Source organism: Saprospiraceae bacterium (assembly GCA_016712145.1).
Classification (GTDB): Bacteria; Bacteroidota; Bacteroidia; order Chitinophagales; family Saprospiraceae; genus Vicinibacter.
Map to the genome: position 1 here is coordinate 2,811,213 of JADJRO010000001.1, position 13,959 is coordinate 2,825,171.

Annotated in this window: 10 protein-coding genes; 5 read left to right on the forward strand and 5 right to left on the reverse strand. The window is 35.6% G+C overall.

The features are described from left to right. Positions 1-72: 72 nt before the first annotated feature. Positions 73-636, forward strand: a complete 564-nt coding sequence (gene frr, locus IPK91_11565) for a ribosome recycling factor (GenBank protein ID MBK8297891.1) — start codon at positions 73-75, stop codon at positions 634-636. Between the two features lie 217 nt (positions 637-853). Here frr and IPK91_11570 read toward each other — a convergent pair whose 3' ends face one another. The 5 genes from IPK91_11570 to dnaN form a co-directional block, all read right to left on the reverse strand. Continuing rightward, a complete protein-coding gene (locus IPK91_11570; protein ID MBK8297892.1) occupies positions 854-4,840 on the reverse strand; it encodes a gliding motility-associated C-terminal domain-containing protein in 3,987 nt (1,328 codons plus the stop codon). A gap of 142 nt (positions 4,841-4,982) precedes the next feature. After that, complete coding sequence (locus IPK91_11575; protein ID MBK8297893.1) at positions 4,983-6,491, reverse strand: T9SS type A sorting domain-containing protein; 1,509 nt, start codon at positions 6,489-6,491, stop codon at positions 4,983-4,985. A gap of 51 nt (positions 6,492-6,542) precedes the next feature. Beyond that, entirely contained in the window at positions 6,543-7,316 is a 774-nt protein-coding gene (locus IPK91_11580) for a hypothetical protein (protein ID MBK8297894.1), read from the reverse strand. A 989-nt stretch (positions 7,317-8,305) separates the two neighbouring features. After that, a complete protein-coding gene (locus IPK91_11585) occupies positions 8,306-8,884 on the reverse strand; it encodes a nicotinate-nucleotide adenylyltransferase (protein ID MBK8297895.1) in 579 nt (192 codons plus the stop codon). Positions 8,885-8,888: 4 nt separating this feature from the next. Beyond that, a complete protein-coding gene (gene dnaN / locus IPK91_11590; GenBank protein ID MBK8297896.1) occupies positions 8,889-10,004 on the reverse strand; it encodes a DNA polymerase III subunit beta in 1,116 nt (371 codons plus the stop codon). A 134-nt stretch (positions 10,005-10,138) separates the two neighbouring features. On the opposite strand from dnaN, the gene IPK91_11595 reads away from it, so the two are divergent. From IPK91_11595 to IPK91_11610, 4 genes are all read left to right on the forward strand, one after another. Continuing rightward, the gene (locus tag IPK91_11595) at positions 10,139-11,419 is read left to right on the forward strand and encodes an insulinase family protein (protein ID MBK8297897.1); all 1,281 of its coding nucleotides are present in this window, start codon (positions 10,139-10,141) and stop codon (positions 11,417-11,419) included. Positions 11,420-11,530: 111 nt separating this feature from the next. Further along, positions 11,531-12,562 (forward strand): rod shape-determining protein, encoded by a 1,032-nt coding sequence (locus IPK91_11600; protein ID MBK8297898.1) that lies wholly within the window; start codon positions 11,531-11,533, stop codon positions 12,560-12,562. A gap of 52 nt (positions 12,563-12,614) precedes the next feature. After that, entirely contained in the window at positions 12,615-13,442 is an 828-nt protein-coding gene (gene mreC, locus IPK91_11605; GenBank protein ID MBK8297899.1) for a rod shape-determining protein MreC, read from the forward strand. After that, complete coding sequence (locus IPK91_11610) at positions 13,435-13,959, forward strand: hypothetical protein (protein ID MBK8297900.1); 525 nt, start codon at positions 13,435-13,437, stop codon at positions 13,957-13,959. Before mreC ends, IPK91_11610 begins: the two co-directional genes overlap by 8 nt.

The window sequence follows — 13,959 nt, forward strand, 5'->3', positions numbered from 1 at the left end:
TTAAGAAATTTTAGTATTCCAGAGTATTACCATTCATTTAAAAAATTAAATTATCCTTTTAAAATAGAATCTATGTCGGCTGAATTAGAATCGCAACTAAGAAAATGTCATGATGAGTTTGAACGTGCCATTGACCATCTTCAAAAAGAGTTGGTGAAAGTGCGTACAGGAAAAGCGTCGACTTCGATGCTGGATGGTGTAATGGTAAATTATTATGGTGCGCCGGTTCCGATCAGCCAGGTATCCAATATGAGTTTGGCAGATGCGCGAACCATTACGATCCAACCTTGGGAAAAAAAGATCATTGGTGATATCGAACAAGCAATTTTTGCATCTAACCTTGGTGTAACCCCTCAAAATGATGGTGAGTTAATTCGAATTGCAATTCCCCCATTGACAGAAGATCGTCGCAAGGAATATGTAAAGCAAGTTAAGCATTATGGCGAAGAAGCTAAAGTCAGCGTTCGTTCATCCCGCCATAAAATTTTAGATGTTATAAAGAAGGAACAAAAGAATGGCTTATCGGAAGATATTGCCAAAAGCAAAGAACAAGAAATCCAAAATCAAGTCAATAATTTTATTGCTAAAATTGATAAAATCGTAGAAACCAAGGATAAAGAAATTATGACCGTGTAAATTTTTCGAAAGAGAGTCTCGGGAAGAAGCTGTTAAGCTGTTAAGGGTTAAGGATAATAAGACAAAAATATAAATCATTCAATTGTTCAATGAATCAATTTTGAAATGCAATAAATATTTTCAATATTTCAAAATTGTATAATTGCAGCATTGGAACATATTTCCATTGCAACATTTCTCTGGAGCCTATAGACTCCTTTCTAAAGACTTTTCCCCGTTACCGAAGCACCGTTACATCCCCTTTCTCGGTAGTTATCGAACCATCTCGTAGGGCCAGTTGTGCATGCCAAACATATACGCCTGGTAAGACCGATTTTCCTTTACTGCTTCCATCCCAACCAAGGGCTGTTGTATTGGCTGCGAATCCATGTTTTTGCCAGATCAAATCTCCCCAGCGATCGTAAATGGATAAAGAATTTATTTGTTCGATGGTTGAACCGTTATCAAAAATTGTAAACCAACCGTTGGGACCACCTGGACGGATGACATTGGGATAATAAATTCCGCGAGTCTTTTTAATGATTAAAACGAGTGTGCGTATCGAATCACAAGCTGCATGACTTGAGAATACTTCCCGATAGATTCCGGATTTGGTATATGTTGTTTGATTTATAGGCCAAGTATAGACTGAGTCAGTGATTACTGTATCGGTTTTTTCAAAATCCTGATAGATGCTTAGGTTTAATATGAGTATAGAATCGCAACCAGCATTTGATTTCAATGGATAACGGTATTCCCCAGATTGATTGAGCAGGTTATTGTTTACCTTCCATACATACTCCTTGCAGGCTTGTGCTAGCTGCAACTCTTCATAGCTTTTATTAATTGTCAAATCCAGCAGGTAAGTGGAATCGCAGCCATAGCTGTTGACGTATTTTTGTATGTAAACTCCAGATTGATTATAGGAAAGGCTCGTTAGATTCCAGGTGAATGAATCACATCTGTTTACTGCATTGCTATAGTTCTCTGAGCGGATATTCAAACTTAAATTAATTACAGAATCACATCCTTCGGAATTTTGGATTTTAAATGGATAGATTCCGTTTGTTTTTAAAATAGTGCCAAGAAAATTTATGCTATCACAGACGGATAATGCCAAATCTGCTTTAGTGGATTTATTAATAGTAAGATTTAGATTGATGACACTATCACAGCCAAGACTATTTATTGATTGATATGGATAATAACCGCTTTTGTCATAGGTATTTCCATTCCAACTAAAAGTATCACATGCAGTTTGATTAAGGTCCAGGGTATCAGACTGGTTGATGATCAGGTTTAGCGAGGCAAGGCTATCGCATCCAGTTGCATTCAATGTTTGAAATTGATAAATTCCACTTTGAGTGTACGTATTACCATTCCAGACATACCGATCACAACTCGTACTGTTTGTAATTGAGTTAGTTGATTTGCTTATAGTGAGTTGCAGGGTAACCGTGCTATCGCATCCTGCTGTGTTTAGTGTCTTGTGTAGATAAGTGCCACTTTGGCTATAGGTAACTCCGTTCCAGCTGTAGCTGTCACAAGTCGTCAGTGATGTAGTTGAATTGTTTGATTTATTAATTGTCAGTTGTAAGGTGGTAATGCTATCGCAGCCTTGTTGATTTATTGTTTTGTATTGGTAAGTACCGCTTTGTGTATAGGTATTCCCATTCCATGTATACGTATCGCAGGTTGCATCTACTAAATTAACGTTAATGACTGAATTGATGGTAAGATTTAATGAGATGGTACTGTCGCAGCCAAATCTATTTACCGTGTCAAATTTGTAAGTACCACTTTGGGTATAAATTTGTCCATTCCAGGTATAACTAATACAAGCAGTATGATTAATTACTTGATCATCGGAATTGTTGATGACGAGCTCTAAGGTGCTTATGCTATCACAACCTGAGCTATTCACAGTTTGATATGGATAACTCCCACTTTTATCATAGGTAGTTCCATTCCAAATAAAACTATCACACGCAGTATGCTGTATGTTTATATGATCTGACTTGTTGAGCACCAGATCGAGAGTCGTAATGCTATCGCAACCAAATTGGTTTAGCGTGTCATAAATAAATGTTCCGCTTTGAGTTAAGGTCTGTCCATTCCAAGAATAGCTATCACAAGCATTTATAGCTTGTCTTATATGAATGGTATCCACAGTAGTTAATTCCAAATTAAAAATCAAACTATCACATCCATTTACTGAACTTAGTTTGTGATAGTAAATTCCAGCATCATTTATTAGTGAATCATAGAAATTATATGTATCTCCTTTACATATGCTTGCATTTAATTTTTCAATCCTTGGCAATTTAAGCGTACGAAATATATTATCGGTATAATCGCATTCAGCAATAGAAAAATCAGACGGATCAAATTGTCCAGATGCATTTCGTTTAGTATTGATCACCATAAAAAGATCTGTAAGATTGGCCACAGTAAATTTAAACTCTAGATTCAGTAAGCTATCTCCACTAAATAATTTTTTAAGAGTATAATACGTCCCAATTAAAATACCTCCTGTTGCAGGATCTCCATTGTAAAATGAAACGGGTAGACTAGAATCTGCATTAAAAGAAGCATCGGTACGATTGTAGATATCAAAAATTACTGTATACTCATCATTTTTTGGATCATAATTAATGCATTTGATTTTTCCTGTGAGACTTGCAGCTCTTTTTAAATACATACCATTGCTATCGAGCAGTGATTCTTGCACAAAAAAATTATTGTATTTTCCATTCTTATACGTCGCATTGTTTTTTTGCACTCGAGGTACTGTAAGATCATCGTTGATATTAAGCACATGATAATTGTATTGATTCCAGATGCCACGGGCGGGAGCCCAGCCGGGAAGGCTATCGGGGGAGCCAAATACTGTAAGTTTTCCAATTGCGACATTAGATAAAGAACCACACGGAACACAAATCTTAGCGAGACCAGAATGATCAATATCCCCAATTACAAGTTGTTCCAAATAAGTATTGGAATAACACAAAGACTTTGAGATTTCTATTGGAGGTATTACCGAACCATTAAAAATCCGGAGAAATGTATCATCACGAAATACAATTTCTTGAATGCCATCAAAATTAAAATCAAACATTGTTAGTATTGCTGGACTTCCTTGGTCATTCGTATTCGTTGACCAATCTAATTGAAAGGTGCTTGTTCCATCATAAGAGTACGAGTTTAAAATTGATGTCCTGGAAAAAAGTATCGAAGCTTTGCCATTCCCTTTAATATCACCAATACAAGGTGGGGCAAATGTTGCTTCAATGCCTGCATTGAATGACACTTTTGCTAAAAGTTGTGGAATTCCGTTAGATAGGGTATAAGCATATAAAAGGACATTATTACTGAGGGCCATAGCTTCAACCACTATATCAAGTTTTCCGTCAGAGTTGATATCTGCAACTGCAGTGTATCCATCTCGGAATTCATTATTTATTTTAATATTGTTTGCTATCATACTGTTACCTACTAGTCCATTGGTATTTCTAATGATCACTTTATAAACAGTATAACCTGCAGCCAACTCCAAATCTGTTGTATCATTGTCAAGTTGAGCAGCTATAGTGAGTGGTAGAAAAGTATAACCATTTATATCCCATCCACCTCCGATTCCATTTACTCCTCCATCTGCCAACTTTATACCTGTCTTGGCATTAAAAATTTTATTGTTAATATAAAGCTCTGGAATCCCGTCTTGGTTAAAATCAGCAAAAGCAATGTTACCGCCCTTTTGGTTGCGAATATCTGATTCAACAGTTTGATCAGAAATCCACAAGATGCTACCATCAGGATTGTAACACCTAAGTTTTCCATTATTATCTTTATGGAATATTTCCGGTATGCCATCATCATTCAAATCAGCAATTGCAATACTATGCCTAAACCGATCCAAATTTGGAGTATTAATTTCCCATTTAGTCAATCCTGTTTTGGAATCAATTATTAGAATTTTTTCGTAATTACTTGCTGTTATAATTAATTCAGGTATGCAATCACCATCCATATCCGCCAACAAAATATGTTCTGTAGCTTCAACATCTTCTTTGCTTTCAATTTTCTTATCAATAACTATTGTTGATGAAAGGAATTTTTCTTTGATGTAACAGAAGTTTGAATCAATCTTTATACAAAATTTACTTTGCCCAAAAACTAGTCTGGATCCAATCAAAAATAGTAATAATATATATAATCTAGTCAAACTAAAATTTTTAGATTTAATATTATATTCTAGAAGTTAATAAATACAAAACTAATAAAAATCCTTTTAATAAGTTTCGATGTTTTTTTAAAAAAACTTACAAGGGTCATAAACTGGCCCTTGTAAGTAGTCAAATTTTAGCTCACATTTTAACGATTTTGATAATTCTGTATTCCTCTTTGCTATTTTTATATTTAACAAAATATAACCCAACTGGAATTGCCTGATTATACCTATATTCTGGACCCGAGAAACTTGAATAATGAATAAGCTTGCCGGAAGCATTGTAAAGCTCAAATCTAGTAAACTTCATGGAAGACAAAAGAATCATTTCATTGCCGTTAATTGGATTAGGTAGGACAATAAGTTCTGAATTAGAATTAAATCCAGAATAGCTAGTTTCTTTAGACCTGAATTCAAGGTTTTCGCAATCCGGAAAAGGAACATAGATTACTTTATAACAATAAGGTGCTGCACAAGTGCAAATTGCTGTAGTGCAGATTTTAACATCCAACCAAATATCCTCTGTAAATGGCCCTAATATACTACTAAATCCGCCCTGAGAAATAGTTGAACCATCGGTTGCTTTTGATGCTTTATAACACAAATATGATGAACCACCAGTTATGTCTAATTCAACATAAAATTGAGAATTCCCTTCTTCGCAGTTTACATCTGTAATATAAAACTCTAATTCACATTCGTCATCATCGGAGCAAGGCTTTGGAGGACAAACATAAAATTCTGCAATGCATTGAGTTAGTACAGCATCTTTTAGAGTATATTTCACACATTCATGACCAATAGCTCCCACATGAATTATATGATTATGGGTTGGACTTAAACCGTAAGAATAAGTTCCAGGTGAACCTCCTGCTTTAGTTAATGTATAATTACCCGTCAATCCTGGAACATTAATTATAAAGTACCAGTGGTCATCAGATGGATCTAAAGTAGCTGTTCCTCCATTATTATCAGAACAAGTAAAATCAAATATCTTTGTTCTATAAAATTTGCTGCAACCTGAACAAAAGTCCGGTGGAATTATTTCAAAATTAAGTATGCAGCCACCTATTGTTATAGATAATTCCCAAGTTCCTTCCTGAATAAGTAATGGACCTAAATTTATAATTCCAGATCCGGTACCTGTTTTAATAACATAACTACCCGATTCATTTGGGTAGGGGTTGTCTAGTATTCTTTGCATTGACCATGTATCGCCATAGTTTACGTTGAGATCAATCTTAAGATAGTAATAATCATCTGAAATTAAGGTGGACGTGTTGTTATTTTGGCAAATACCTACTGTGTCAAATGCAATATACGATTCAAATTCGTCATCGCAAATTACAATCGAGTTACTTGCATTTGAAGTAAACCCAGTTAAGTTAGAGCTAAAATAGGAAATGGCGTATAATTCGCTGCAGCTATCTTCAGGAAACTCAGGTTTTGCCAATTCAAAACAATAAGTATGCGAAGTATGATTTATTTCTAGATTGAGAACTGTAAAGCCAGGTACTTCAATTGAATCCAATGCCCAAGTTCCACAAACTGTCGGCAAGGTATAATCGCCGCAAATTGTAATGGTATCTCCATAACAAGATTTGTATTTTATTCCCAGTCCCGTAGAGTTAAAAGTATAGTCATACAATTTTGAGGACCCTAATGTACTGCCAGTACATTCCTCACAAATTCCATCAATTTAAGCATAACCGAAATGTGCACCTTCACCACAATCGGCAGCAATAATTTCCATAGTTGCTATACTATCTACCATATTTTTAGGGATTTTAATTCGGTGACAAGTCCAATCAACAGCATCTATTGGATCAAAATTAACTCCACATAAATTATCGTAATAATCATCCTCACAAGCTAATTGCGATGCATCAAAACACAAATTACTTCCAGGTGCTCGATCGCACGAAATGCTAAAAAAGGGCTGCGTATTTGTATGATCATCACCTGGATTTTCTAAAATAGCAGCAAACCAAACTGTAAAATCTCTGTTTGCTTCAGTCACCTTAAACCTTTTAACAATTTTATTGATGCCAAAGTTTCCGTCACAAACATCAGCGGCAACATCATAGCGGTTATTCAATAAAAGCGCTTTGCTACCAAATTTAGTTCTGTTGAATCCAACTAATGTATCGATACCGCTTGAAACTATTGCAAAATTTCGGAAACTAGGTAAAGAGGAAGAGTTCCATACTACTGGTTGATTTGTAATATCAACTATAGGAAAACAATTATCACTTCCATGGAAATCCGAAGAAGAAGTGGAATACCCAAAATAGTATAAAAAATCACTTTCAAACCCACCATTATCGCAAATTAAGGTGTCTGTTTGGGCTTTAATTGACAACGGCAAAATAAGCAAGATCAAGTTAAAGATCAGAGTGTATGAAAGGGGCTTGAGAAATAACAATGCATTATGAAACGATTGAGATAAAATATTTGAATTAAATGGTGTCATGATAAAATATTTAAATTTGATAAAATAATAAAATTGTCATAGCAATCTTTATGATTCTACAATCAGCAGAACCTGCGGCGATTTCAGTAAAATTAAAACGAATGATTCTTGTCTTTAAATTAAGACTTATTGCTTAAGATTTATTCGGGTGAGTTCCCAATAAAAATTCAAATAAACAGTAGCTCTAAATGAGCATTGAACAGTCTGGCGGAGTAAAATCTAAAGTTTCCATTTTTTGTAATTTAAGGTATTAATAAATTCAATTTCAACTAGTGAGTTCCGTTTTTCTTAATGATTTATTTCATTTTTGTTATTGTTTTGTTTCATTTAATGAAATTCATCAAACAAAAGTTAATGAAATCGATAAGAAATCAGAAATGAAAATGGGAAATATGAAGACGAGATTTCAAATGTACTACAATGGATATTTTAATCCAAATATTTATAGTTAAAGTTTTGGTTTATCATTAAAAATCAGGGTAAACCCTTAGTCCGGATCAGGGTGAACCCTGATTAAAATACACAAATTACTTTGCAAACATTAACAAAGTGGTGATTGATCCATTTACTTACTAATATAATTTTATATTTGGCTTGAGTGAAAATACAATTTACTTTAATTACAGATTTGATATAGATTAAATTTAAAATGTACCTAGGTGTACACTTATTCATATTGTTGTGGCAATAATATTGAACTATTGCAGGAATATAGAATAGCAGAATTTCCTACAGACTATAGACTTCCTTTCTACAGACTCTTCCTCACATTGAACCCTTGCAGGATTGTAGAATTGCAGCATCGATCCACTGCTTCAATCCCTTAAGCGTATCCCCTCTAACCTCGGCGGGGACGCCGTCGGTAACTTGTTGCTATAGATAGATGATTGCAGCATTTCCTACAGACTATAGACTTCTTTTCTAAAGACTCTTCCTCACTTTGCAGCATTGTAGCATTGCAAGATTGCAGCATTTCTCTAATGACTATATCACTTATACAATGTACTTCCCTCCAGATATTCAAAAACTGCATCAGGTACGAGATATCTTATAGATTTTCCCTCCTTAATACTTGCTCTGATATACGTTGATGAAATATCTAAAAGCGGGGCATCACAAAATACAATGCATTTTGCATTGGGAAATGGATTTTGTATTTGGCTGCTGTTGATGCGATGATAAATGTATATGGTATGATTTTGTAAAAGCAATTCGAAATGTTTCCATTTATGCAAACTCTGTAAATTGTCAGCACCCATAATGAGTGCAAATTCGTGTTCCGGATATTTTTCTTTAAGATGCGCCAACGTATCAATCGTATAAGAAGGTTGTGGCAATTTAAATTCAATACTCGACGCTTTTATTTTCGGATTGTCTTCCAATGCGAGATTAACTAAATGCAAGCGATCGTAATCATTGGCTAAACTGCTTTTTAATTTTAATGGATTGTGAGGACTTACCACCAACCAAACCTGGTCGATTTCATTAAAATTTGCAATGTGTTGCGCTATAATTAAATGTCCTGTATGAATTGGATTGAATGAACCAAAAAACAAACCAATGGTCATGCGTTTAGTAATTGCTCATAATCGGCATAATCAACATCAGGAGTTGTTCGCCCGTAGCTTGTTCCGCAGGTAAAATGATACCGGGTTTATTTGCCTGTGATAATTCAATGTGTATATTTTCACAATTCATTACGGACAACATTTCAATTAAGAATTTACCATTAAAACCAATAGTGATCGGTTCGCCTTGATACGTACAGCTCAATTGTTCGGTAGCTTCGTTTGACATATCAACATCTTGTGAAGAAATCGTCAAACTTTTATCTAATATATTAAACACAACCTGGTTGGTTGATTTATTTGCATAGACAACCAAACGCCGCAATGCCGATAACAATTCAATCCGATTGACTTGCAATAAATAAGGATTGTTGGTAGGAATTACTGCATTGTAATCCGGATATTTTGCTTCAATCAAGCGAGTAGATAACACGGTATTATCAAAACTAAAAAACGCTTTGGTTCTGCCAAAATGAATGGTAATGTCTCCATCTTTAGGTAAAATCGATTTTAAAGCCAATAAAGATTTTTTTGTTAAGATTAGAGTAGAGGAGGCTTCACTTTGATTATTCAAAAAGGTATATTTCACCAATTTATGAGCATCTGTAGCGGCAAAAGTCAGACTGTTAAAATCAATATTTAAGCAAATGCCTTTCATAGCCTGACGCATTTCATCATTACTGGTTGCAAAGGCTGTGCGGTCGATCGCATTCAACAAACTTTCAGCAGACATTGTAATCTGATCTTCATTGGCAGGCAGGCTCAATTCAGGGAAATCATCCGATTTTTCACCTACCAATTTGTATTTCCCGGATTGAGACGTGATCTCAATTCCATTGGTATCCGGATTTACATCGATCTGAACAGGTTGTTCAGCCAAAGATTTCAAAGTATCCATCAAGGTACGGCCTGGGATGGCTATGGTCCCTTGTTTGGAAATTTGGGCTTCCGCCTGTGTGGTAATGGTCAATTCAAGATTTGAAGCGGTAATTGATAAACTCCCGTCTTTGGATGTAATTAAAAAATCTTCCAACACCGGAATCACCGGGTTTGAAGCTAAAGCAGCAGATACTTTATTTAGTTTTTCCAGGAAATGACCCGAAGAAATGGTAAATTTCATTTGTTTAATTTAAGCTTGTTTTCTAATGGCGCTATAGGATTTAAGGTGCAACTTAGCGACCTTTTTTCTGTTTAAAATGGGTTTGGAACACAAAAATACGTTTATTTTATGAAGCCATATTCGCGATCAATCTTATGAATCATGCTTTTTTAACATTGCCCCAGGTTCAAACGGACTGGAAAAGTCTCAAACTGCCTGAATTTCAATATACTGAATGGAAATCGGGTTTTGGACTTTACCAAATCCAAACCAACAAAAAAGGCCTTTGTTCGATGGAAATCGTGTTTCGAAATGGCCGATGTTCCGAACATAAAAAATTGGTAGCACGCCTCACCGCAAATCAATTGCAGGAAGGTACTTTAAAGCTGCATTCTGAAGAAGTAGCGGATATTATTGATTTTTATGGAGCCCAATTGGCCATTTTTGCAGATTTGGATTTTACGGTCATTTCTATGAGTTGCCTTCAAAAGCACTTTGAATACCTGGCTTTATTTATTTGTGATTTGATCGCTAATCCTGCATTCCGGGAAGAAGACCTCAACCGGGCCAAGAAAGTTCTCAAATCTCAATTACAGCACCAATTGACAGAGCCAGATTATGTCAGTTACAGAGAATTTACCTCATTGATCTATGGGCGTGATTCCGTTTATGGCTATAATACACAAGCAGATTTAATAGATGATGTTAAACCAGCTGATTTGTTTAGGTACCAGCAGGAAAATTATATTGCTGACTACATGAATGTATTTTACTGTGGCGAACTCAATTCAAAAACGGACCGGTTATTTCAAAAAATTGGTGAATGGTTTCCACTTAAAAATAAAGGGCCGATTTCAATGCCAAATCATGCTTCAACAGAAAGACTTATAAAACAGATACCCATTGCCAATTGTGCCCAAAGTAGCCTTAAAATGGGCAAACGCATGTTCAAAAAACAAGATCCTGATTTCTTTGGTATGTATGTTTTAAATACCATTTTGGGGGATTATTTCGGTTCTCGTTTAATGAAAAATATTAGGGAAGATAAAGGATATACCTATGACATTCATTCAACCCTGGACGCACAAGTATATGATGGGTGTTTTTATATCAGTGCTGAGTTGAATCCTGAAAAAATGCAGGATGCCATTCACAACATACATCAGGAATTAATCCTTTTACAGGAGCAGAAAATACCTAAACCGGAATTGGAATTGGTGAGAAATTATTTGTGTGGAAATATCATGCGTTTATTGGATGGTCCATTTCAAACCATGGTTTTTATAAAAATTCTGGTGACAGAGTATGGTTCAACTGCTTCAATGGAAGAATTGATGGATTCTATTTTGACGGTAGACTCAGAAAAACTAAGAGAATTGGGGCAGCGCTATTTGAATCCTGAAACCATGAGTTTGGTAACAGCTGGAGCTGTTTGATTTGCTGAATTTGTTGTAATTTTGCAGACTTTCCCTGAAAATCATCACGATTTTTAATTTTACCCTTTTTTGGATTGATTATTGTTTATTTTTTAGACCAGTTTATTATAAATGAAAGTATTTAATTTATTTGTTCAGGAATTGGCTGTTGACCTGGGAACTGCCAATACCTTAATTATACAAGATGATAAGGTCGTTGTAGACGAACCCTCGATTGTTGCTATAGATAAAAAATCAGGCGAAGTAATCGCAGTGGGCAATAAAGCCATGCAAATGCATGAAAAAACCCATAAAAACATTGAAACGATCAGACCTTTGAAAGATGGTGTTATTGCCGATTTTCAGGCAGCCGAAGCAATGATTCAAGGGATGATCAACATGATCGGAACCAAACGTCGCTTTTTCACCCATCTCAGAATGGTCATTTGTATCCCATCCGGGATTACCGAGGTTGAAAAAAGAGCGGTTTTTGATTCAGCAGACCATGTAGATTCTAAAGAAACCTATCTAATACATGAACCCATGGCAGCAGCTCTTGGCATTGGCCTCGACGTGGAAGAGCCTATCGGGAACATGGTGATTGATATTGGAGGGGGAACAACAGAAATTGCCGTAATTGCCTTATCGGGCATCGTTTGCGACCAATCCATACGGGTTGCAGGAGATGAATTTACCGGAGATATCATAGATTACATGCGCCGGGAACATAATATGTTGATTGGAGAACGTACGGCTGAACAAATGAAAATCCACATCGGTTCTGCTTTGAAAACGCTTGATAACCCTCCGGATCCATATCCAATTAATGGCCGGGACTTAATGACTGGGATCCCAAGGCAGATTATTATTAAATATGAAGAAACAGCTGAAGCACTTGATAAATCAATCATGAAAATTGAAGAGGCTGTTTTGAAGGCACTTGAATTAACACCACCAGAACTTTCATCAGATATTTATCGCACCGGATTGTATTTGACAGGAGGGGGGGCTTTATTAAGAGGTTTGGATAAACGCTTGTCATTAAAAACTAAACTTCCTGTAATTGTAGCACAAGATCCCTTAAGAGCCGTTGTGAGAGGAACTGGTATTGCATTAAAAAATACAGACCGGTTTTCATTTCTCATTGACCGGAAGAGCATTTAACTGCAATGTCTGCCATTTATTATTGATCTAGCAATGAGCTAAGCGATAAGCCATGTGGAGAATTCTAAATATAATTGTCCAAAACGGTTCAGCAGTATTGTTTGTACTCCTACAGGCGCTCTGTCTGTTTTGGGTGGTAAAATTTAACCAGAGTCAACAAAAAATTTACCTCCATTCATATCAACTGATGGCCAGTGGAATTCAAAATAAATATCAAAAGACCATTGATTATTTTGGATTGCGCGCACGGTATGATAGCATAGCAAATGAAAATGCACGTCTTTTAAGTGAACAAATTAATCGACCGTATAAAAATCAAAACCCAGACAGCCTCATTGAAAATGTGCTGGCCTCCTATCAACTCATACAAGCTCGGGTAATTAACAATTCACTCGAGAAAAGAAATAATATGATTACACTCGATAAAGGGGGCAAGGATCTCATTGCACCCGGAATGGGAGTGATTACATCCAAAGGAATTGTTGGAATTGTAACAGATACCAGTGCATCTTATGCTTTGGTCATGTCTTTGCTTCATAGTGGTTCCAACATCAGCTCCAGATTAAAGCGTTGTGGATTTTTCGGACCCTTGGTTTGGAATGGAAAGGATCCCGCTATTATGAATTTGATGGCCATTCAAAATTATGCGGATGTACGATTGGGTGATACGGTAGTAACCAGCGGCTATTCAGTGATTTTTCCAAAGGATTTAATGATTGGTGTCGTAGATGTATATAAAAAAGAGGAAGGATCCTTCACCTATAAAATAAATGTTAAACTCAGTCAGTCAATGACCAATCTGGATCAGGTATATGTCGTTTTAAATAAAGACAAAGGGGAGAAGGAAGGACTGGAAAAAAAATCCCTGCACTATGAATAATATCTGGATGGCAACGGCGCTTCGATTCCTGTTTTATATAGGATTGCAGGTTTTCGTTTTAAAAGAAATTCATTTAAGTGGAAGTAATCAAAATTTTATATTTATTCTTATTTATCCGGTTGTTTTGTTGACTTTGCCATTTCGAATCCCACAGTTTTTTATAATATTGATAGCCTTTATCGTTGGTTTTATTGTGGACTTATTTTACATGTCACCCGGTGTACACGCAGGTGCATGTTTATGGATGGTGGTTCTAAGGCCATTGATGTTTCGGATTTTTGAACCTAAAAATGGCTATCAATTGGATATGAGTCCAACAATCAGTGATTTAGGAATTATATGGTTTGCAAAATATGCAAGTAGCTTGTTGTTGGTTTATTTCCTTTCTTATTTTATTTTACAGGTATTCACCTTTGTTTATATTGGAGAAATCATGGTGAAAACTATTTTAAGTTTTTTTGTATCGACGATTATCATTTTCTTACTTCAATTGTTTTATAGTTTTAAATCCAATTGA